The sequence below is a fragment of the Mesorhizobium sp. Mes31 genome (assembly GCF_024519675.1).
Lineage (GTDB): Bacteria > Pseudomonadota > Alphaproteobacteria > Rhizobiales > Rhizobiaceae > Mesorhizobium.
Window position 1 is genome coordinate 37495 of record NZ_JALJRL010000014.1, and the last position, 20655, is coordinate 58149.

The window sequence follows — 20655 nt, forward strand, 5'->3', positions numbered from 1 at the left end:
TCGGTTTTATACGTGCACGCTGGCGGATCGGGACGAAATCAAGAAATGCAATCTATTCGAAAGTTTTTCTTTACTGAGCAGCGCGCACCACGACATCGGGATTCATCGTGCCCAGAGGATCGAACGCGCCCTTCAGCCGTGTCATGAGCTCTCGCTCCACCGAGCCGCGATGGCGGTCGGCCATGGCGAGCTTGGCCCGCCCAAGCCCATGCTCGGCTGCAAAGCTGCCGCCCATTTCCGTGGCAAGAGATGACAGCGCCTCGGCGAGCTGCTCGGCCTTGCCGTCGAAATCGGCACGACCTTCCGGCGGAGACAGGTTGTAATGGATGTTTCCGTCGCCGAGGTGCCCGAACGGGTTTATCCGCACGCCGGGGAGAATGTCGCCGCAGATCTTCGCGCCTTCCTCGACGAAACGGGCGATTGCACCGGGAGGCACGGAGATGTCGTGCTTCAGCTGTTCGCCTTCCAGCCTCTGCCCTTCCGGTTGCTCCTCCCGAAGCCGCCAGAATTGTGCCCGATGCGCACCCGTCGCTGCCAGCGCGCCGTCGGAGACCAGGCCCTGTTCCATGCCCCATTCCAGCGCCGATGCCAGGACCTCGTCCAGGGGAACACGTGACGACCCCGATGCCAGCTCGACCAGCAGATAGACGCCGCCCCGTGTATCCAGCTGATAGGCGAGATCGGGCAGGTGCATGAGTGCCAATTGCAGGCCGAAATCGCAGAAGAATTCGAGGCTGGCCAGAAGCTCCCCCGCCTCGCCGCGCAAGAAGGCGCCGAACGAAACGGCGGCGGCAAAGTCGGGCAAGACCAGAAGAGCGCTCGCCTGTTGCCGAGGCGTCGGGTACAGCCGCAGGATCGCGCGCGTGACGATGCCGAGCGTTCCTTCCGCGCCACAGAACAGCTTGCGCAACTGGTAGCCGGCATTGTCCTTCTGCACCGCGCGCAATCCGTCCCAAACCACGCCATCTGGAGTCACAACCTCCAGCCCCAGGACGAGATCCTGCATCATCCCGTAGCGGAAAGCCTGGCTGCCGCCGGCATTGGTGCCGATCAAGCCGCCGATCCTGGCGCTGCCTTCCGCGCCGAGATGCATCGGGAACATCAAACCGTGCGGCACCAGCGCCTCGTGCAGCGCTGCAAGTATGACGCCCGCCTCGACAACGATCGACCCGCTGTCCCGATCCGGGTTGCCGATCGCTGTCATGCGAGAAAGCAAAACGATCACCGCATTCGGCTGCTGGGCGACGGCGGCACCGCAAAGCCCGGTGTTTCCGCCTTGCGGCACCACTGCCAGTCCTGCCTCACGACACACCCTTACGACACTGGCCACTTCGGACGTGTCGGCGGGCCTGGCGACGCCCAGAGGCGCGACGCCGTAGCGATTGAGCCAATCGCGCTGGTAAGGCTCGGCATCGCTGCCCGAGAGCCAACCTTTCGGCCCGAGAATCTCGTGCAACGCGGTAGCAGGATCAGTCATGAAGGTACCTGAGGACGTGCGGCGTGACGCGTTCGGATCATTGCTTCCAGTCAATGATCCAGCACCTGCGACAGGAACTGTCGGGTGCGCTCGTTCCGGGAAGAGGTGAAGAACTCGTCCGGAGGCGCCTCTTCGAGGATTTCGCCTCCATCCATGAAAATCACCCGATCGGCGACCCGGCGCGCAAAACCCATCTCATGCGTGACGCAGATCATCGTCATTCCCTCGGAGGCGAGCGTAACCATCACGTCCAGCACTTCGGAGACCATTTCCGGATCGAGCGCCGAGGTCGGCTCGTCGAACAGCATGATCTGCGGCTGCATGCAAAGAGCACGCGCAATAGCGACCCGCTGCTGCTGCCCGCCGGACAACTGGCCGGGATATTTCATGGCCTGCTCGGGAATGCGCACCTTTTCCAGATAGCGCCGGGCGGTTGCCTCGGCTTGCGCTCGCGGCTGCTTGCGCACGATCATCGGGGAAAGCATGCAGTTCTCCAGCACCGTCATGTGCGGAAACAGGTTGAAGTGCTGGAACACCATCCCGACTTCGCGCCTGATCTCGTCGATGTTGCCGACATCGTCGTTGAGCTCGGTGCCGAGCACCGCGATCCGGCCCCCATTGTGCTGCTCGAGGCGATTGATGCAACGGACCATGGTGGATTTGCCGGAGCCGGAGGGCCCGCAGACAACGATCCTCTCTCCCCGCTCCACGGAAAGGTTTATCCTCCGCAGCGCGTGGAACGTGCCGTAATATTTGTCGAGGTTTTCGATGTGGACCGCCGGCCCACCGGATTCGGTCGAATTCCGTGACATCACCTGCACGCCTCCTTACCGTTCGCTGATCGACATGCGGCGCTCGAGAAAGGCGCCGTAGCGGGACAGGCTGAAAACAAAGATGAAGTAGATGAAGGCGATGAAGGCGTAGACTTCGACATAGGCGAAGCGCCATTCGCCGGTTCCATAGGCGGCATTGCCGGAAGCCAGGATCTCGAAGAATCCGACGATGACGACCAGCGAGGTCTCCTTGAACGAGATCACGAACTGGTTGATCGTGGCCGGCATCGCGTTGCGCATGGCCTGAGGCAGAAGGATTCGGCCGATGCGTTGCCAATAGCGCATGCCAAGCGCCATGGCAGCCTCCTCCTGTCCTGTCGCAACGCCCTGCATGCCGCCCCTCACGATCTCCGCCTGATAGGCGGAGAAGAACAGAGCGGAGCCGAGGATCACGCGGTAAAGCTTGTCGCCCTGCAGCCACTGCGGCAGCGCGAAAGGCAGAACCACGGCAAAGGTGAAGAGGATAGATATCAGCGGAAGCGAACGGACCCCGTCGATGATGAGGCCGGTGGTACGGGAAATCCAGGGCAACTCCGACCGGCGCAGCAAAGCCAGGCAGATCGCCAGCGGGAAGCCGACCAGGCAGGTGGTCACGAAGATGAAGAGCGTCAATGCCAGCCCGCCCCACGCTTCCTCGCCGACATGGGCAAGACCAAACACGCCGCCTTTCATCAACACGTAGAAAAGCGTCGTTCCGGCTCCCCATACCAGCGCAATCCGGCGGCCCGTCCAGAATGCCGGGATACAGCTCAGCACGGTCATGACCACCACGGCCACGCAGGCCAGGGCCGAGCGCCATTGTTCTTCATAGGGATAGAGGCCGAAGAAGATGATCCGCCATCTGGCAGCAATGACCGACCAGCAGGCGCCCGCTGCCGCCTGGCAGGCTTCCGGTCCGCCGCTGGTCGTGAAGACAGCTGAGACAATCGCCCAATTCAGGAGCTTCCAGGCCAGGAAGACCATGATCGTCAGGCAAGCCAGCGACAACACTGCCTGAAGCGGCGTCGCAAAGAAGCGTCGCCTCAGATCCTCGAGCCTGCCGGGAGCGGGTGGAGCGACAACGACCATCTCCATCTCTCAGCCCCTCAGTTGATTGCCCTTGAGGGCGATTGCTTTGTTGATGCGGTTGAAGGCGGCGGCGAGGCTGAGATTGATGGCGAGGAAGCCTGCCATCAGGATGCCGATCGCTTCGAGTGTCTGGCCGGAATGGTTGATCGTCAGCGCCACGATCATGAAGAAGTCCGTGAAGCCCACCGCGATGCCCATTGTGGTCGCCTTCATCAGCCAGACATACTGGTTGGCAAGGATCGGCAGCATGGCGCGGAGCGCCAGTGGGAGTCGCACCAGCGTGAAGACCCGCCAAGGGCTCAAGCCCAGGGAGAGTGCTGCCTCGACCTGGCCCTTGCTGACAGATTTGAAGCCTCCGCGTACGATCTCCGCGATGTAGGAGCCGCCGTAGATCGCGATGGCGATCGCGAGTGTGGCAAACTCCGGTGGAATGCGCAGGCCGCCTCTCAGGTTGAGGCCTTGCAGGGCAGGGAAGTCCAGCAGCGGCAAATCCGGCAAACGTCCGATCGCCAGAATGATGGCCGCGCAGGCCAGCGCCGCTGCCGCGGCGGCCAACTGGATGGCGCGCCGCTGGCCGATTGGTTTGCCAAGGCGCGACGTCCGGCCCAGCCAGGCCGGCACCACGATGGCCGCAATCACAGCCACTGTGGCTGCGGCAAACGCCGCACCGCCGACATTGGGGAATGGGATGTAGAGCCCCCGGCTGGTGAGCAGAAAGCCCCAGGCTTCGTGCGCGCTGCGCGGCGTCGGCAGGTGCGTGATGATCGCGTACCAGAAGAAGACCTGGAGGATCAGCGGGATGTTTCGGAAGATGTCGACATAGGTGCGGCCGAGCAGCCGCGCCAAGTCGTTCGAGGACGTCCGCGCCAGACCGACGATCGTTCCCACGATCGTCGCCAGTATCAGGCCGACGCTGCCCAGAAACAGCGTGTTGATGATACCGATGAGGAAGTACCACCAATAGGGATCATTGGCCGTGGCCGGCAGGAGCGAGAAATTCACATCCCAACCCGTCGACTTGAACAGAAAGTCGAACCCGGAGGTGATCCCTTGCTCAGCCAGGTTCCGGCGAGCGATCACGACGCCAGCTAGCACAAGGGCTGCGAGCGATCCGACATAGAGGACCTGCAACAGCGCGTTGCGGACCTTTTGATTTCTCAGCAGGCTGACCATCCAAGGATCTTCCCGAATTGTCGTCGGCCCCGCCCGGCTGGCAGCCGGGCGGGGCTTGAAGCGGATGCGTCAAGAAAGGATCAGTCGATCACCAGCGGGAACAGGACGCCGCCATTGTTCCACAAATTGGTCAGTTCGCGGTCCATCTTGTAGGGCGAGCCCTTGCCGAGGTCGCGATCAAAGATTTCGCCGTAGTTGCCGACGTTCTTGATCACTTTGTAGGCCCAGTCGTCATCGAGACCGAGACCTTTGCCCATGCCTGGCGTGACGCCGAGGAACTTGGCGACTTGCGGCGAAGTCGGCTTGGCCTTGATCTCGTCGACGTTCTTGGACGTGATGCCTTCCTGCTCGGCGAAGATCAGGGTGCTGAGCGTCCAGTTGGCGATGTCGACCCAATTGTCGTCGCCTTGCCGCATAATCATGACTTCAGGCTCGACGGCGAGCACGTCGGGCAGGATGACATGGTCGTCGACCTTGCTCTTGGCGATGCGCGCAATGGCGAGCGTCGGGCCCCACTGCGCGTAGAGATCGCAGCGTCCCGAGAAATAGGCCTGCTCGAGCTCCTCGGTCTTTTCAATGAGCACGGGCTCAAGCTTGATGCCAAGCTTGGCCGTATAGGCGGCGACCTGCTGCTCCTGCGACGTGCCGGCGGGAATGCAGATCGTGCCGCCCGCGGCATCCTTGAGCGACTTGAGATTGAGCTCCTTGTGCGCCATCACCTTGGTCGTTCCGAGGTAGTAGGACGTGGAGAATTGCAGCCCGAGCTCGGTGTCTCGGCTGAGCGTGCCACCCGATGCCTTGATGATGATGTCGACATCGCCCGACTGCAGGGACGGCCAGCGCTGCGCCCAGCTGATCGGAACGACCTTCAGCTTTGCCGGGTCGCCGAACACGGCCGTGGCCACCGCCCGGCAGAGGTCGATGTCCATACCCTTCCAGTTGCCCTTGTCGTCGACTTCGGCGAAGCCGAGATAGGATCCGTCATGGCCGGTGCAATTGAGCACGCCGCGCGCCTTGACGGTTTCCAGTGTTTTGCCGCCGGCGGCTTCTGCCGGCGCCGCAAGATGCACGAGGCCAAGGGCCATGGCTGCGGCCCCCCATTTCATCATTTTCATGTTCCGTCTCCACTGTTGAGGTTGTTTGGTTTCTTGTTGTTGGAGGTCCGAAAGCTTCTTACGGACCTCGGTCTCGAAGCCGCTCCTAGTCGGAAAGCGGGGTCGGTTTTGGCACGGAGGAAATCTTCAGATCGCTGCCCCAGTCCTGCTGAGCGAGCCATCGATGAAGGGCGGCAACCGCCTTCACACGCAGGTGCCCACGCGGCACGATCAGGTAGAACCCAGGGACTTCCTCCGGCCTCATATCGGCAAGGGCGTCGCGGCCAACTGGCGCGACCAGCGCGCCCGACCTCAGATCTTCCTCGGCGTCGATGACGGAGACGAGCCCGACGCCGATGCCTTGCAAGGTTGCACGGCGCATGGTTGCCGCATCGTCGAAACTGATGCTTCGGTTGCTATCCGTCTGCTCGACGGCAAGATGCCGCAAAATGTCTGGCCAGAGGCGCTTCGACTTGACGGTGTCCAGCAGCGTGAACAGCGTCAGGTCCTGCGCCGATTTGATCTTCTCGCCGATGGCCGGAGTGCAGCAGATGACCTTCGGATCCGGCACCAGCAGCGTGGTCTCGTAGTCCGGCCAACTGCCGTAACCCCACTGGACGGTCATATCGATGTCATCGCGTCCGAAATCGGGCAGGTCGACCATCGTCGTCAGGCGCAGATCCGCACCCGGCAATATCTCCCGGAATAGCGATAGCCGGGGCAGCAGATAGTGGGTCGCGAAGTAGGGGCTCGCATTCAGGTTGATGCGGTCCCGGTAGTTCGACTTGGTGACGCGACGAACGCCTTCGGAAAACTCGTCGAACCCGGCTTTGACATAGTGCGAGAGAAGGATGGCAGACTCGGTCAATTCGACCGACCGACCCTTGCGCTCGAACAGCGTCACTTGAAGCGTGTCTTCCAGAAGCTTGATCTGCTGGCCGACGGCCTGCGGTGTAACCAGCAATTCATCTGCCGCCTGCCGAAAGCTCTTGTGCTGCGCGACGGCGTGGAAGACGCGAAGCGCATTCAGCGACGGAAGGCGCAGCTTGCCGGTCATCGTAAATTCCGCTCCTTCTCGCTTGAAGCTCCGTTGATCATGCACTGCCGTATTTCAGCCGCCATCGGCGCAAACAACTCAGGCGTATATGTAACCACCTGAAACAATTACGTTTTCACCGGTCATATAAGTGTTCTTGGGGCCACCTGTCATAAGCACCCACTCAGCAATCTCGGTCGGTTCCGCACCACGGCCGAGCGGACTCGCCTTGGCCAGTTCCTCCAGGAAGCCGAGCGCTTTTGCCTTCTCCGTTGCCATGCCGGCCGGCGCCACCGAGTTCACCAGGATCCCGTCCTTGGCGACGTGGTGGGCAAAGGATCGGGTGAGGCTGACGACGGCGGCCTTGGTTGCCGCGTAGTGGGCGTTCTGCGGATGCGCCTTGAAAGCGTCGACCGAGGTCAGGTTGACGATCCGGCCGCGGACATGGCTCTTTGGTTCCTGCGACTGCATATGACGAACCGCCGCCACCATCATGTGATAGGTGCCCTTGATGTTGATGCCGTTGGATGCGTCCCAATCGGCGTCGCTGATTTCCAGAAGCGGACGGCGAGGGTAGATCGCAGCGCAATTGATCAGCGTGTCGACGCGCCCGAGCTTGGAAACGATTGCGTCGAAGGCCGTGTGGCATTGCGGGCCGACCTGGATGTCGCAGGCGGCGGTCGCGGTCGGCAGGCCCTTGGCCTTCGCCGGCGCGAGCACCGTTTCGGCTGCTTCCTGATTGATGTCGATGATACCGATCTTCGCCGCCCCAGCCTCCACGGCCATTTGGGCCAGAAGGGCGCCGAGGCCGGCGCCGCCACCGACGATCAGAACCGAAAGATCCTTCATTCCAGTTTTCCTTACTTGGTGCCGCTCGGCGAGGTTGGCCAGGTTGGCATGATGTCGAAACGGGTAACGTCGGCCCATGCGGGGAGTGCGAGCACCGCGACGACCATCCTGGCCACGTCATCGGGCTGCACCACTTTGCTGGCGTACATGGCGGCGCGCGCCTTGGCGTCGAGGATGTCCTGGTAGAGTTGCGTCTCGACACGGCCGGCGACGATCTCGGTGACGCGTATGCCTGACGGGGAGAGGTCGGCGCGCAGCGCGGCGGCAAAGCCTGATATCGCCGCCTTGGTGGCCGAATAGACGGCAATGTTGGAATATGCGGCGTGGCCCGCGGTGGAGCCGGTGAACAAGATGTGGCCAGACTGCCGCTCACGCATCTGCGGCACGATGAGGCGGGTGAGCAGGATCGCCGCGCTGAGGTTCACCTCCAGCGTGGTGTCGATGTCGGCGATCTTCATGTCGGCGAAATTTCCGAGGGGCGGCATGATCCCGGCATTGTTGATCAGCACGTCGATGGTGAGATCTGCCAGAACCGATTCCAGCGCCTCGCGATCGGTGACGTCGACGGCGATCGGCACGATGCCGGGTCGCTCGGCTTGCAACTCCTTGAGCGCGGCCTGGCTGCGCCCGACCGCATAAACGTCGTAGCCGGCATCGCTCAACGCGATCGCCAAGGCCCGCCCTATGCCGCTCGTTGCACCTGTGATGAAGGCTGTCGTCACGTGGGCTTCCCTGATTGCCTGGTTTCAGTTTGCGGCCTGAGCCGATGCCGCGAAACCAAGAAAACCAGCAAAAAGGAAAGATAAACTTTCGAAAGCCCCTTTCAGCCCGCGAAACCTCCTGGGATGCCCGGGCGATCGCGCAAGCCGAAAACCCAAGGAAACGCCGGGAGAGTGACGCCTTCAACCCGCCGGAAACCGAGCGCTGCTGGTCGGTAGAATAAAACAAGGCTTTCGCAATGCATGGCTAATTTGGTCCACGCGCCTGCGCATACGATCGAAGTCGCCAGCCTTACCCGCCTGTCGAAGGAGGCCTTTTCATATCGGTAAAGAGAGAGGCCGCAGCCGCCTTCTGCTCGGCCTCGGTTGCGGCGACGCCAGAAGCCCGAGCCAGCGCGCGCACACGTCCGAGGCTGTTGTGCAGGTGCTTGCGCATGGCCTGGCGAGCAGCGCGACCGTCCTGCCTTTCGATGGCGTCCACGATGGTTTTGTGTTCGTTGTGAATGCGTGCGTAGTAGCTGTCCTTGAGCGCGGGCGTGACCACGTAGCCCAGTTGAAAGCGTGGAACGATCATCGGCCTGAGGTAACTCAGGAAGCCGTGGATGAATTCATTGCGCGCGGCTTTGGCGATCGCCAGGTGGAAATCGTAATCGTAATGGATCTGGACCACAGCGGGATCTGCCTGCTGAGCGTCGACCTGTTCCATCAGGGCGCGGATTGCACTCGCCTCCGCGTCGGTTCGCCGTTCCGCACACAGCCCGGCGGACTCCACTTCGACGCTCAGTCTCAGTTCGAGCAGGGCGATGGTTTCCGGCAGGGTCCTGAGAGCCTCGTCCGGTATTGAGAAGTTGCGCGGCGCCGGCGTTTCGCTGACGAACATGCCGCGCCCCTGCTGCGGCACCACCATGCCTTCGGAGCGCAATCGCGCGACCGCTTCCCGCACCACTGTCCGGCTGACGTCGTATTCGGCGCAAAGCGCAGCTTCCGTCGGCAATTGCGCGCCGGGCAGCAACTGTCCGGACCGTATCTTTTCGGACAGGCTCTCGGCCACGACGGTGGAAAGTGGCTTGCGCTTCGTCATCAATGTCCCCCAGTCCGATGCCAGATGCAGGATGATGCCCGAACCGGCAAGGCCATTCAAACCGCCGCGGTGACGATCAACTCGACCAGCATTCCGGGCTTGGCCATCCGTCCTTCACCGGACGAGCGCGCCGGTGCATGTTCCTTCGGCATCCACACGTCCCAGACCGTGTTGACTTCGTCGAAATCCCTGATGTCGTCCAGCCACATCTGCACGTGAAGGATGCGCGTCTTGTCCGTGCCAGCCTTGGCAAGCAGCGCATCGACCTTGCCGAGCACCTCGCGCATCTGGTCGGCCGCCGACTGGCCCGGTCTCGCAACCTGGCCGGTGAGGTAGACCGTGCCGTTGTGGATGACGCCGTGGTGGATGCGGGTGTCGAAGTCGAAGCGCCTGATATCACTCAATGGATTGTCCTCGTCAGATTCCCGGCGCCTGCCGGATGGGGTTTCCCTGCAAATATTGCGCGTAGGGCGCCTGAACGAGCCAGCCGGCGTCGACGGGCAAGGTGACGCCAGTTATCGACGCGGCACGGTCGGAGCAGAGGAACAGTGCCGCCTCGGCAACGTCGCGCGGCTCGACGAAGCGGCGCAGCGCCGTGGTGGCCTGTATGGCTTCGGGATTGCGCTCGCCCTTGGCTATCCTGGCTTTCAGCCCGTCTGAAAGCGTGTAGCCGGGTGCCACCGCATTGACGCGCACCCCGTGCGGGCCGAGTTCGGCCGCAAGAATCTGGGTAAGAGCCAGAACGGCATGCTTTCCAGGCGTGTAGGCGGGCAGAGACAGCGGCGCGAAGGAGGCGAGAGACCCGACATTCAGGATCGCGCCGCGCCCGGCAGCCGACATCAGCCGGCCGAAGACCTGGCAACCCAGCAGCGTGCCGCGATAATTCACCCGCCACATCCTCTCGTCTTCGTCCAGGTCCTGGTCGAGGACGTGCTTGCCGCTCTGCAGGATGCCGGCGCAGTTGACGACGATGTGAGGCGTGTCGAACGCATCGCTGACGGCCTGGGCCAGCGCTTCCACCGAGCGGGCATCGGCAACATCGGTCTGGACAAACAAGGCGCGCGGTGCGCCCGCCGCCTCGCAGGCGCCAACCGCCGCATTGCCCCGGGCCGCATCCCTGCCTGCGACGACCACATGGTAGCCGTCCTCGGCGAAGCGCAGCGCCATCGCGCGTCCGATACCGGAGGTGCCGCCGATGACGACAACCGTCGAAGTCTCAGCCATGGCTGCGATCCTTTCGCTCGATGTCGAAGAACGCGGACATGGCTTCGACCTGGAAATCCATCATCGGGCGGCCTGGCTGAACGCGACAGCCGATCTCCTTCGCCGCCTTGAGCAGCGCGGTCTCGGCGGGTTCCATGATGATGTCGACCACCGTCATATCCGGTGTCAGCTTGCGCACGTCCATGGGCAGCGGATCGGTGGCTTTCAGCCCGGACGGCGTTGCGTTGATCGCCATGTCCATGCCGGACGGATCAGGCTGGCCGACCGCGATACGGCAGTTCGGAAACGCCTTGCCGACCAGCGCGGCAAGTTTTGCAGCGCGATCGTGATCGATGTCGGCAAGGCGGATCTCGGCTGCGCCTTCCTCGGCCAGGCAGTAGGTCAGCGATGCACCGGCGCCACCGGCGCCGACCTGGAGGATGCGGCGGCCGGCAATCTGGTGCCCGCCCGCCCTCAGCCCATCGATAAAGCCGACGCCATCGAAATTGTCGGCGTACCAGCTTCCATCGGGCAGCCTGCGCACGGAATTGGCGCTCTGCACCCGCGCAGCGCGGTCATGGGCGGCGGAGCATTTGTGGTAGACCGCGACCTTGTACGGCACCGAGATGATCACGCCGCGGATGTTCTCGGCCGCGGTGATTCCGGCCCAGAAGGTTTCGAAATCCTCCGGACGGCAGCTCAACGGCACCATGAGGCTATCGAGGCCCTTCTGCTCGAAGATCTCGTTGAATATGCCGGGGCTCTTGGCATGGCTCACTGGATGGGCCAGCATGACGAAGATTTCGGCCTTGCCGGTTCCGCGCATCGGGTTACTCCTTTTCTTTTGACAGTTCATGGTCGCTGAGGATCTCCGGCGCCTGGACGAGGGACGAATGGTCGGCCTCCGCGCCACCTGTTCGAGCCGGACAGGCATTCATCGGCTGCTGCGCCAATTCGGCAGCGACACGCCGAGGGTGAGGGCGATTTCCAGGGCCAGGTTGAGATCCTTCCGATGGCGGGCCATCGGCGTTCCCACCACGCCCAGCCCAATGAACCCAATCTCCATTCTCAAACTCCCGTACGAAGGTTGGTGCGCATTGCATCTTGCCGCGAATTATTGCCATATGATATAGGACATCATACAAATTTCAACACACTTTCGCTCATGGGAGCCGACCGCAAATGCAAGAGCGCCTCAACACGCTGAAGGCCGCCGTGACAGCTGGCCGGGCTCACATCGGCATCTGGTGCTCGCTGGCTTCCGCTCTCACCACCGAGGTCGTGGCCGGCTCTGGGGCAGGCTGGCTGCTGATAGACGGCGAGCACAGTCCCAACCATCTGCGCAGCATCATGGCGCAACTGCAGGTCATGGGCGGCTTCGACAGCGAGGCGGTCGTGAGGCTACCCTCTGACGATCCTAACCTGATCAAGCAGGCGATGGACATCGGAGCACGCAGCCTGATGATCCCCAATGTGCGTACGGCGGATCAGGCCCGCAGCGTCGTTGCCGCGATGACCTATGCTCCGGCCGGTGTCCGTGGGTTCTCGGTGGCCCACCGCGCCAACGCCTTCGGCCGGATTGCCGGCTATCACACAAAAGCGCGCGAGCAGCAGCTGCTGGCCGTCCAGATCGAATGCGAAATGGGGGTGGCGAACGCCGCCGAGATCGCAGCGGTGGACGGCGTCGACGTTCTCTTTGTCGGACCCGGCGACCTTTCCACCAATATGGGTGCGATGGGCAATCCCGGTGCCGCGCAGGTTCAAGAAGCGATCGCCTCGGTGCGCAAGGCAGCTGCCGCGGCAGGCAAGGGCAGCGGGATCCTGGCGCCTGCAAAGACCGATGCCGACCGCTATCTTGCCGACGGCTTCACCATGGTTGCCGTCGGTTCCGACCTCGGCCTGCTGGCCCGGGGCTCGGATGCCCTGATCGCTTCATTCAACCAGTAGACCGGAGACAGACCGTGGCAATTCCTCCTTACAAGGCGCCTTCGCGCACCGCCTATGACATCGTCATCGTCGGCGGCGCGGCCGTCGGTTCGTCGACGGCCTACTGGCTGAGCCAGGCGCTGGGCAACGGCGCCTCGATCCTCGTGGTCGAGCGGGACTCGAGCTATACCTTCTCTTCGACGGCGCTCTCCACAAGCGCCATCCGCCAGCAATATTCCAATCCGATCAATGTGAAGATCAGCCAGTTCGGAATCGATATCATCCGTGGTTTTCCGGAGCGGATGGCGTCCTTCTACAAGGATGAACCGGCGCCCGATCTCGGCTTCAAGGAATATGGCTATCTCTACTGTTGCTCACCCGAGGGCGTGGGGGCCGCGCGCGAACGCGTCGACCTGCAGCGCAGCCTTGGCGCTCACACCGTCTTCCTCGAGCCGGGGCCTCTGAAGGAGCGTTTCCCCTGGCTCAATGTTGATGATTTGGGTGGCGGCTCCTGGGGCTCGCGCGAAGAGGGCTGGTTCGATTCCATGGGGCTGATGAATGGTTTCCGCCGGGCTGCCCGCACCAGCGGCGTCGAGTATATCGACAATGCCGTGACGGGGCTGGATATCGCCGATGGCCGGGTCATCTCGGCCCGCCTCGCGACCGGCCAGACGATCGCCTGCGGAACATTGGTCAACGCCGCGGGCCCGCGCGCGCAACAGGTCGCCGCGATGGCTGGCCTGTCCATTCCGGTCGCGCCCTACAAGCGCTACAGCTTCGTCTTCGCCAGCGCCAATCCGATTCCTGGCCGGATGCCCAACGTCATCGACCTTTCCGGTACATTCGTGCGTCCGGAAGGCGAACTTTTTCTCACCGGCAACACGCCACAAGGCGATGGGCCTGCCGACTACGACGACTTCGAAATGCACTATGAAGAGTTCGACGAATACATCTGGCCGGCGCTCTGGCACCGCATTCCGTCCTTCGATGCACTCAAGGTTCAGACGAGTTGGACTGGCCACTACGAGTACAACATGCTCGACCACAACGGCATCGTCGGCTTCCACCCCGAGGTAACCAATTTCATGTTTGCCAACGGCTTCTCGGGGCACGGCCTGCAGCAGTCGCCGGCAGTCGGTCGAGCGGTCTCGGAGCTGATTGTTCACGGCGCCTTCCAGACGCTTGATCTTTCACCATTCTGCTACGAGCGCATACCGCGCAATGAGCCGTTTCTTGAAGAGGCGGTAATCTAGGTCTGCAGAGAAGGCAGCCGATCCGCAGCAGCCCTGAAGCTCTCTTCAGTCATGGCGAGGTCGATGCGTGAATCGGTGGCTTGGTGGTCTCGTCGCATCCCGCGAGCAAGAATGGATTCCTGATTCCCGAACGACGGCTACTTGCAGACAAGGCGCATGATGGTGTCGATATTGAACTGCAGCCTTGTATCGAGAGCTTCCCGCGACATCAGATCGCGCTCGTAGATGATGGCGCCCGTAAAGCGATTGGTGAAGTAGTAGTAGCCGATGGCGGCGATCGTGATGTTCAGCTGGACTGGATCGATGCCGTCCCGGAACAAGCCCTGCTTTGCGCCGCGCTCCAGAAGCGTGTCGACCATCGTGACCAGACGCCGGCTGATGTCCTGAACGACCTTGGACTTCTTGAGATGGCGCGCCTTGTGCAGGTTCTCGCTGTTCACCATGGTAAGGAATTCGGGATTGTCGAGATAATATTTCCAGGTGAAGCGCACCAGCTTTTCCAGTGCATCCTTGGGGTCGAGATGATCGAGTTCCAGCTTTTGCTCGGCTGTTCGAATGTCGACATAGGCGTCTTCGAGCACGCGCTGGAACAGGCTCTCCTTGCTGTCGAAATAATGGTAGATCATGCGTTTGTTGGCTTTTGCGCGCGCGGCTATATCGTCCACTCTGGCGCCGCCCAAACCCTTCTTGGCGAATTCCTGCTTGGCAGCCGCGAGTATCCGCTTCTGGGTTGCCTCCGCATCGCGAATTCTTGGCTTCCTTGTCTTCGCCGCCACCATCTTTTTTCCTAACTGGTCCGTTTCGAATCCGACGTTTGACGATCGATATGGCGCACTAACTGGATTGTGACCAGAGCGACCAGCGAATTGTCAAAAGGCACTCCGCGGCGGCCAGGAGCCGGCCGGCAGCATTGGTCTGGTTCAAGGCGAACATCGGCGATCTGCAGCATCTTTCGAAGGCTTCCGGTTCCCGCCTGCCTCTGAAGTCAAAGGCCAGTTCAACTAACCCAATAGTTACATAGAGGCACCCCGCAGCGCAATCGGGCGTGTCGCCAATGTCCCGAGGCAAGGCCGCCATCGCGGCCGGAGTCCTGTTGACAAGCCAGTTCTAAAAAAGTAACTAGATAGTGCGTAAAGGTTCAGCTGGGTGCGCGTCTTGGGAGGGCGCTCGCTCGAATTCGGATCAGCAGGGAGAGAGCAAATGTCGTTCATCAAGAAATTCATCGAGCAGGAAACCATCAATCGCCGCAACCTGCTTCTCGCATCGGCCTATGGGCTTGGCGGCGCTGCGGCGCTACGCACTCTGGGTGCGACGCCGGCGCGCGCGACTACCGCAAATCCGACGATCGCCTGGAGTTACCGCGACCGCACGAACCCCTACTGGAACTACATCGTGTCGGGCGGCGAGGCCTTTGTCGAAAGCCTCGGCAAGCCGAAGGACGCGCTCGTCAATCTCATCAACGAGGGGTCGAGCGAGAAGTCGCTCGCCGACGTGAAGGCGCTTCTGGGCAAGGAGGGCAGCAACCTCGCTCTTGCCATCGATGCGAACGACGCGCCGAACTGCCGTCCGGTCGTCGAGGCGGTCGCCGCCGCCGGCGCCTATGTGTCCACCATCTGGAACAAGACAGACGACCTGCACCCATGGGATTTCGGTGACAACTACGTGTCGCATATGACCTGGTCGGACGAGGGGCCTGCCGAGAAGACTGCCCGCATCCTTTTCGATGCCATGGGCGGCAAGGGTGGCGTGGTTCATCTCGGCGGCATCGCGTCAAACAATCCGGCGATCGAGCGCCTCAACGGCTTGAAGAACGCGCTGAAGGACTATCCCAATGTGGAGCTGCTGGACGCCCAGCCCGCCGACTGGGACACGCAGAAGGCAAACCAGATCATGGCGAGCTTCCTCACCCGCTATGGCGACAACATCAAGGGCGTGCATTGCGCGAACGACACCATCGCCTATGGCGTCATTGAGGCGCTGCGTGCCGAAGGCATCGAGGGCATGCCGATCGTTTCCTATGACGGCAACCAGCAGGCTGTCGAGCTCGTGGGCAAGGGCGAGATTCTGGCAACCGTCTTCACCAATCCGCATTGGGGCGGCGGCATCACGGCTGCACTTGCCTACTATGCGGCGACGGGCGCGTTCAAGCCTTCGGCCGAACCCAAGGAGCATCGCGAATTCTACGGCCCGACCGTTCTCATCACGCCAAAGGATGCCGCGGAGTTCAAGGCGAAATACCTCGACAGCACGCCGAAATACGACTGGAAGGACTTCTGGGGTCCGGGCAACGGTCAGATCAAGTACAAATAATCGGCCTGCCGGCGGACGCGCACCGGCAGCGGTGTGCGTTCCGATCCGGCAGTCCGCGATATGCTTGCGACGGCGACCCGCTTCGCCGTCCCTTGCCTGTGGGAGAAGAGCGTGGACAATTTCTTGACCAGAGACAATTTGCAGAAATGGGCCCCGCTTCTGGTGCTTCTCGCGCTTGTCCTGTTTTTCTCGATCGCCAATCCGAATTTCCTTTCCATGCGCAACTTCGCGCGCATTTCCATTCTGTCGACCCCATCACTGATGATCGGCGTCGGTGTGACTTTCATCATCCTCATGGGATCGATCGACCTCTCCATGGAAGGGGCCGTGGCAGTCTGCGCTGTCCTGTTCGCCACCATGTTCACGGCATTGGGCGGCAGCCTGGCAGGATGGGGATGGCTGGCGATCGTTGGCGCGCTGTTCGTTGGAGCTCTGTTCGGTCTGATCAATGGGCTGGTGCATGTCGGGCTGAAAATACCGTCCTTCATGGCGAGCCTGTCGATGGGCTTCGTCGGCATAGGCCTGTCGCTGCTGATCACGGGCGGCGACAGAATCCGCGTCGAGGACCCGATCTTCCGCTCGCTGCTTACCTATCGGCTGGGTGGCCTTCCATTGATGGTCTATGTGGCGCTGGCGGCGCTGCTCATTGCTGGCTTTATTCAGGGGCGGACGAAGATCGGGCGCAATTTCTATGCCGTCGGCGGCGGTGAGGATCTCGCCCATGCATCCGGCCTGAACGTCGCCAGGGTGCGCGTCATCGGCTTCGCCATTGCCGGGGTTTTCTACGCACTCGGCGCAATGCTGGCGGTGGCGCAGATCGGCATTGCCGAGACGGTTACCGGACGCAACCTGATGTTCGTCTCCATCACGTCCGTGGTCGTCGGCGGCACCGCGCTTTGGGGAGGCGCCGGAGGCGTGTGGAACACACTCGTCGGCGTCCTGATCGTCAATGTCATCGGCAACGGCATGGTGGTCATGGGATTGCCGAGCTACGTCCAGGACGGCGTACTCGGCCTGCTGGTCATCATCGCGGTCTATCTGTCGACCGACCGTCGCTCCTTGTCTTTCGTGAAGTGACGCGCCAATGTTCGAGCTTCAGAAAGTCGAGAAGAAATTCCCCGGCGTGCACGCGCTGAAAGGCATCGACTTCACCATCAAGCGCGGCGAGATCGTCGGTCTTGTCGGCGAGAACGGTGCCGGCAAGTCGACGCTGATGAAAGTCATCTACGGCGCCTATCAGCATGATGGCGGGCAGGTGCTCGTGGATGGACGGGCAGTGCGCTTCCACAACCCGCGCCAGGCCATGGATATGGGCGTCGGCATGGTGTTCCAGGAACAGTCGCTGATCCCGAACCTGACCGTCATGGAAAACATCTTCCTCGGATTCGAGCAGCAGTTCGTGCGCCTGGGTGTCGTCAACTGGAAGAAGATGGCGACGGCAGCGCGTCAGCAGCTCGACAAGGTCAAGCTTTCGATCGATCCGGCAACGGTCACCTCGAAATTGTCCTTCGCACAGCGCCAGCTGGTGGAACTCGCCAACGTGCTGACATTGGAAGAGCGCGTGCAGGGCGATCTCGTCATCCTGCTCGATGAGCCGACATCGGTGTTGGCCAAGGAGGAAATCGAACTTCTGTTCAGCCTCGTCAGGGACCTGCGCAACCGCGCCTCCTTCATCTTCGTCTCGCATCGGCTGGACGAGGTCATCGAGCTATCCGACCGCATCTATGTGATGAAGGACGGCGCCGTGGTCGACGTCGTCGATGGCAAGGATGCTGACGTCGCGTCGATCCAGCACAAGATGGTGGGGCGCAACATCAGCAAGGAATATTACCGCGAGGAGAAGCAGAAGCCCTTCGATTCCGCAAAGGCACTGCTCGAAGTCGATGGGATCAGTCTTGCCGGCCGCTACAAGGACATTTCGCTCAAGCTGCATGCCGGGGAGGTTCTCTGTCTGGTCGGTGTCGAGGGTTCGGGGCGCGAAGCGATCTTGCGCACCATCTTCGGCCTGCAGAAGCCGCATCTCGGCCAGGTCACCCTCAGGGGTCGGCGGGTCGAGACCTTCAGCGCCGCGCACGGGGTCGAGTGCGGCGTGGGCTACGTGCCGCGCGAGCGCAAGATCGAGGGCATGGTCGGTGGCATGACCGTCTACGAGAACATCACGCTGTCGCAGATGCGCAACTATTCGAATGCAGGCGTATTGGAGATTGCCAGGGAAAGGGAGCTTGCCCGCGACTGGATCAAGCGGCTTTCGATCAAGGCATCTTCTGAGAACGTCGATTGCGCCAACCTCTCTGGTGGCAACCAGCAGAAGGTGGTGCTCGCCAAGTGGCGTAGCGGCGGTTCCGACATCATCCTTCTCGACCATCCGACGCGCGGCCTGGACATCGGCGCCAAGGAGGATGTCTACGATATGGTGCGCGACATGTGCGGTGCCGGCGTCGGCATCATCCTGGTCGCCGATACGCTCGAGGAGGCAATCGGCCTCAGCCACACCATTGCCGTCATCAGGGATGGGGAGATCCGCAAATGGTACGACTGCCCGCCCGGCGGCAAGCCGTCTCTCTACGATCTCATCCACTACATGACATGACCCAGGAGCGCGCAATGTCATTTGGTCGCCTCAAGCGACACTTTCCGTGGATCACGCTGGTGGTTCTGGTGCTCATCGTCGGTATCATCCACCCGAGTTTCCTGCGGCCGCAAAACCTGATCGAGCTCGCCGGAGACATCGTGCCGCTGTTCATCATGGCGCTTGGCATGACGCTCGTTATCTATATCGGCGGCATCGATCTTTCCGCCCAGTCGGTGGCGAACATGACGACCGTGCTCGCGACCATATCGCTGCCAATGTTCGGCGTGTTCAGCGGTGTGCTCGTCATCCTGGCAGGGTTGGCGTTCGGCGCCCTTTCCGGCTTCGTGACGACACGGCTCAAAGTGCCGTCTTTCATCGCCACGCTCGCGGTGGGGGGCCTGGCGCTGTCCGTCGGGCAATATGCTTCCAGCCAGCGCGCGCTCTACATGGATGCTGGCGAACGCGACCGCGCCTTCGGCTGGATGGTCGGCAGCGGATGGAGTGGCGTGCCGCATGAACTGATCCTGGCCCTGGCCCTGGTCGTGCTTGCCTGGTTCCTGCAGAACCGCACCACGACAGGACGCGCTCTGAAGGCGATCGGCGCTGGCGAGCCTGCCGCCGTCGCTTCCGGCCTCAAGGTCGAGCGCTACAAGATCCTGGCTTTTGCCTTCTCCGGCATGCTCGCCGCGATTGCCGGGCTGCTCTTCTCCGTCAAGCTTTCTGGCGGTTCGCCGACCCTTGCCGAAGGCTTTTTGTTGCCGGCGATCGTCGCCGTCTTGGTCGGCGGCACCCCGCTGACCGGCGGCGTCGGCGGCGTGCTGAACACCCTGGTCGGTGTGCTGATCGTGGCGGTGGTACGCGCCAGCATGCTGTATTTCGGCGTGCCGGCGACGAGCCAGCAGATCGTCTTCGGCATCGTGCTGATTGCCGCGATCGCGCTGACGATCGACCGTTCCAAAATGCGCATCGTGAAGTAGGACCGGCCATGGAAACGATGACGGCGGCGGTCCTGGTCGCGCCGCGACGCTTCGAGATCAGGGAACTGCCTGTCCCGGTTTGCGGATCCGATGATGTCCTCATCAAGGTCGATCGCTGCGGGATCTGCGGCACCGACATCCACATGTTCAATGGCCATTATGCCACTGAGCGGCTGCCCATCGTCCCTGGCCATGAATTCACCGGCACGATCAGCCGGATGGGCGACAGGGCGGGCCCATTCGTCCTCGGCCAGCGGGTGGTGGCCGACATCAATATCGGCTGCGGCGGTTGTTACTACTGCCGCAGGAACGAGGTGCTCAACTGCGCCGAGGTTCGCCAGGTCGGCATCTCGCGCGACGGTGCATTCGCGCAATATGTCTCGATTCCTGGTCGTCTGGTCATTCCGGCGCCTGACGATGCCGCGCCGTCCATGCTGGCGCTGACCGAGCCGGTCGCCTGCGTCGTGCGCGCCGCGCGCAAGGCCGACGTGCGCTTCGGCCAATCCGTCGTCGTCCTCGGCGCCGGACCGATCGGCAATCTCCACATCCAGATGATGCGGCTGGTCGGGGCGGCGCCCATCATCGTCGTTGAACTTTCTCCGGAGCGTGCCCGCCTCGCAGGGCGGGCAGGCGCCGACGCGGTTGTGACCGATCCCTCGGGAGTCAAGGACACTGTGCTCAAGATGACCGGCGGACGCGGCGCCGACATCGTCATCGAAAGCGTCGGCCTGCCGCAGCTCTATGCGCAGGCCTTCGACTTGATCCGGCCTGGCGGCCATGTCGCCGCATTCGGCATCACCGGCCCTGGCGACAGCATTCCGCTCGCGCTGCTCGACACCGTACTCAGGGAAAATTCGGTGAAAGGATCGGTCGCAGGCATGGGAGAGGACATGCACGACGCGCTGACCCTGCTGCTGCATGGTCGGTTCGATGTCGCGCCTTTCGTGGGCGCCACCTACGAGCTCAGCGCGATCCAGGATGCGTTCGAGACGCTGAAGGACCGGCTGGATGTTCTCAAGACGCAAATCGCGATCTGAGCGGCAGGGAGCGCGCGGCGGCGACGCTTGAAATAACCAAATAGTTA

General features: G+C 62.2%; 21 protein-coding genes. 7 read left to right on the plus strand and 14 right to left on the minus strand.

What is annotated here, in order from left to right; translation table 11 throughout:
• Positions 1 to 70: 70 nt before the first annotated feature.
• The 13 genes from NR193_RS22615 to NR193_RS22675 all read right to left on the minus strand — a co-directional run bounded on the left by NR193_RS22615 (position 71) and on the right by NR193_RS22675 (position 11599).
• Complete coding sequence (locus tag NR193_RS22615) at positions 71 to 1477, minus strand: FAD-binding oxidoreductase (protein WP_256752971.1); 1407 nt, start codon at positions 1475 to 1477, stop codon at positions 71 to 73.
• 50 nt (positions 1478 to 1527) lie between these two features.
• The gene (locus tag NR193_RS22620; protein ID WP_256752972.1) at positions 1528 to 2289 is read right to left on the minus strand and encodes an amino acid ABC transporter ATP-binding protein; all 762 of its coding nucleotides are present in this window, start codon (positions 2287 to 2289) and stop codon (positions 1528 to 1530) included.
• A 15-nt stretch (positions 2290 to 2304) separates the two neighbouring features.
• Positions 2305 to 3384 (minus strand): amino acid ABC transporter permease, encoded by a 1080-nt coding sequence (locus tag NR193_RS22625; protein WP_256752973.1) that lies wholly within the window; start codon positions 3382 to 3384, stop codon positions 2305 to 2307.
• Positions 3385 to 3387: 3 nt separating this feature from the next.
• Positions 3388 to 4551 carry an ABC transporter permease subunit gene (locus NR193_RS22630; protein WP_256752974.1) on the minus strand — a complete coding sequence of 388 codons (1164 nt, stop codon included), beginning with the start codon at positions 4549 to 4551 and terminating at the stop codon, positions 3388 to 3390.
• An 80-nt stretch (positions 4552 to 4631) separates the two neighbouring features.
• Complete coding sequence (locus NR193_RS22635; protein WP_256752975.1) at positions 4632 to 5666, minus strand: amino acid ABC transporter substrate-binding protein; 1035 nt, start codon at positions 5664 to 5666, stop codon at positions 4632 to 4634.
• An 85-nt stretch (positions 5667 to 5751) separates the two neighbouring features.
• The gene (locus NR193_RS22640) at positions 5752 to 6702 is read right to left on the minus strand and encodes a LysR substrate-binding domain-containing protein (protein WP_256752976.1); all 951 of its coding nucleotides are present in this window, start codon (positions 6700 to 6702) and stop codon (positions 5752 to 5754) included.
• Positions 6703 to 6780: 78 nt separating this feature from the next.
• Entirely contained in the window at positions 6781 to 7530 is a 750-nt protein-coding gene (locus NR193_RS22645) for an SDR family NAD(P)-dependent oxidoreductase (RefSeq protein WP_256752977.1), read from the minus strand.
• An 11-nt stretch (positions 7531 to 7541) separates the two neighbouring features.
• The gene (locus tag NR193_RS22650) at positions 7542 to 8252 is read right to left on the minus strand and encodes an SDR family oxidoreductase (protein ID WP_256752978.1); all 711 of its coding nucleotides are present in this window, start codon (positions 8250 to 8252) and stop codon (positions 7542 to 7544) included.
• Positions 8253 to 8541: 289 nt separating this feature from the next.
• Positions 8542 to 9330: a FadR/GntR family transcriptional regulator gene (locus NR193_RS22655; RefSeq protein ID WP_256752979.1), complete on the minus strand. Its 789-nt coding sequence runs from the start codon at positions 9328 to 9330 to the stop codon at positions 8542 to 8544.
• Between the two features lie 56 nt (positions 9331 to 9386).
• Complete coding sequence (locus NR193_RS22660) at positions 9387 to 9734, minus strand: RidA family protein (RefSeq protein ID WP_256752980.1); 348 nt, start codon at positions 9732 to 9734, stop codon at positions 9387 to 9389.
• 13 nt (positions 9735 to 9747) lie between these two features.
• Positions 9748 to 10554 (minus strand): SDR family NAD(P)-dependent oxidoreductase, encoded by an 807-nt coding sequence (locus NR193_RS22665; RefSeq protein ID WP_256752981.1) that lies wholly within the window; start codon positions 10552 to 10554, stop codon positions 9748 to 9750.
• Positions 10547 to 11359, minus strand: a complete 813-nt coding sequence (locus NR193_RS22670) for a shikimate dehydrogenase (RefSeq protein ID WP_256752982.1) — start codon at positions 11357 to 11359, stop codon at positions 10547 to 10549. Before NR193_RS22670 ends, NR193_RS22665 begins: the two co-directional genes overlap by 8 nt.
• Positions 11360 to 11467: 108 nt before the next feature.
• The gene (locus NR193_RS22675; protein WP_256752983.1) at positions 11468 to 11599 is read right to left on the minus strand and encodes a hypothetical protein; all 132 of its coding nucleotides are present in this window, start codon (positions 11597 to 11599) and stop codon (positions 11468 to 11470) included.
• Between the two features lie 116 nt (positions 11600 to 11715).
• Between NR193_RS22675 and NR193_RS22680 the strand changes: the two genes are divergently transcribed.
• A complete protein-coding gene (locus NR193_RS22680) occupies positions 11716 to 12480 on the plus strand; it encodes an HpcH/HpaI aldolase/citrate lyase family protein (RefSeq protein WP_256752984.1) in 765 nt (254 codons plus the stop codon).
• Between the two features lie 14 nt (positions 12481 to 12494).
• Positions 12495 to 13712: an FAD-dependent oxidoreductase gene (locus tag NR193_RS22685; RefSeq protein WP_256752985.1), complete on the plus strand. Its 1218-nt coding sequence runs from the start codon at positions 12495 to 12497 to the stop codon at positions 13710 to 13712.
• Positions 13713 to 13849: 137 nt separating this feature from the next.
• Here NR193_RS22685 and NR193_RS22690 read toward each other — a convergent pair whose 3' ends face one another.
• Positions 13850 to 14491, minus strand: coding sequence for a TetR/AcrR family transcriptional regulator (locus tag NR193_RS22690; RefSeq protein WP_375162730.1), 642 nt, complete (start codon positions 14489 to 14491; stop codon positions 13850 to 13852).
• Positions 14492 to 14912: 421 nt separating this feature from the next.
• On the opposite strand from NR193_RS22690, the gene NR193_RS22695 reads away from it, so the two are divergent.
• The 5 genes from NR193_RS22695 (at position 14913) to NR193_RS22715 (ending at position 20608) form a co-directional block, all read left to right on the plus strand.
• Positions 14913 to 16022, plus strand: a complete 1110-nt coding sequence (locus NR193_RS22695) for a sugar ABC transporter substrate-binding protein (protein WP_256752987.1) — start codon at positions 14913 to 14915, stop codon at positions 16020 to 16022.
• Between the two features lie 123 nt (positions 16023 to 16145).
• Positions 16146 to 17099, plus strand: coding sequence for an ABC transporter permease (locus NR193_RS22700; RefSeq protein WP_256752988.1), 954 nt, complete (start codon positions 16146 to 16148; stop codon positions 17097 to 17099).
• Positions 17100 to 17106: 7 nt separating this feature from the next.
• Positions 17107 to 18612, plus strand: a complete 1506-nt coding sequence (locus NR193_RS22705) for a sugar ABC transporter ATP-binding protein (protein WP_256752989.1) — start codon at positions 17107 to 17109, stop codon at positions 18610 to 18612.
• A gap of 14 nt (positions 18613 to 18626) precedes the next feature.
• Positions 18627 to 19571: an ABC transporter permease gene (locus tag NR193_RS22710; protein WP_256752990.1), complete on the plus strand. Its 945-nt coding sequence runs from the start codon at positions 18627 to 18629 to the stop codon at positions 19569 to 19571.
• A gap of 8 nt (positions 19572 to 19579) precedes the next feature.
• Positions 19580 to 20608 (plus strand): zinc-binding dehydrogenase, encoded by a 1029-nt coding sequence (locus NR193_RS22715; protein WP_256752991.1) that lies wholly within the window; start codon positions 19580 to 19582, stop codon positions 20606 to 20608.
• The last annotated feature ends 47 nt before the right edge of the window (positions 20609 to 20655 follow it).

Excerpts from the sequence above, each read along its gene's own strand:
- NR193_RS22615 (WP_256752971.1), bottom strand. The coding sequence starts at position 1,477 with ATGACTGATCCTGCTACCGCGTTGCACGAGATTCTCGGGCCGAAAGGT.
- NR193_RS22620 (WP_256752972.1), bottom strand. The coding sequence starts at position 2,289 with ATGTCACGGAATTCGACCGAATCCGGTGGGCCGGCGGTCCACATCGAA.
- NR193_RS22625 (WP_256752973.1), bottom strand. The coding sequence starts at position 3,384 with ATGGAGATGGTCGTTGTCGCTCCACCCGCTCCCGGCAGGCTCGAGGAT.
- NR193_RS22630 (WP_256752974.1), bottom strand. The coding sequence starts at position 4,551 with ATGGTCAGCCTGCTGAGAAATCAAAAGGTCCGCAACGCGCTGTTGCAG.
- NR193_RS22635 (WP_256752975.1), bottom strand. The coding sequence starts at position 5,666 with ATGAAAATGATGAAATGGGGGGCCGCAGCCATGGCCCTTGGCCTCGTG.
- NR193_RS22640 (WP_256752976.1), bottom strand. The coding sequence starts at position 6,702 with ATGACCGGCAAGCTGCGCCTTCCGTCGCTGAATGCGCTTCGCGTCTTC.
- NR193_RS22645 (WP_256752977.1), bottom strand. The coding sequence starts at position 7,530 with ATGAAGGATCTTTCGGTTCTGATCGTCGGTGGCGGCGCCGGCCTCGGC.
- NR193_RS22655 (WP_256752979.1), bottom strand. The coding sequence starts at position 9,330 with ATGACGAAGCGCAAGCCACTTTCCACCGTCGTGGCCGAGAGCCTGTCC.
- NR193_RS22665 (WP_256752981.1), bottom strand. The coding sequence starts at position 10,554 with ATGGCTGAGACTTCGACGGTTGTCGTCATCGGCGGCACCTCCGGTATC.
- NR193_RS22670 (WP_256752982.1), bottom strand. The coding sequence starts at position 11,359 with ATGCGCGGAACCGGCAAGGCCGAAATCTTCGTCATGCTGGCCCATCCA.
- NR193_RS22675 (WP_256752983.1), bottom strand. The coding sequence starts at position 11,599 with ATGGAGATTGGGTTCATTGGGCTGGGCGTGGTGGGAACGCCGATGGCC.
- NR193_RS22680 (WP_256752984.1), top strand. The coding sequence starts at position 11,716 with ATGCAAGAGCGCCTCAACACGCTGAAGGCCGCCGTGACAGCTGGCCGG.
- NR193_RS22690 (WP_375162730.1), bottom strand. The coding sequence starts at position 14,491 with ATGGTGGCGGCGAAGACAAGGAAGCCAAGAATTCGCGATGCGGAGGCA.
- NR193_RS22695 (WP_256752987.1), top strand. The coding sequence starts at position 14,913 with ATGTCGTTCATCAAGAAATTCATCGAGCAGGAAACCATCAATCGCCGC.
- NR193_RS22705 (WP_256752989.1), top strand. The coding sequence starts at position 17,107 with ATGTTCGAGCTTCAGAAAGTCGAGAAGAAATTCCCCGGCGTGCACGCG.
- NR193_RS22710 (WP_256752990.1), top strand. The coding sequence starts at position 18,627 with ATGTCATTTGGTCGCCTCAAGCGACACTTTCCGTGGATCACGCTGGTG.
- NR193_RS22715 (WP_256752991.1), top strand. The coding sequence starts at position 19,580 with ATGGAAACGATGACGGCGGCGGTCCTGGTCGCGCCGCGACGCTTCGAG.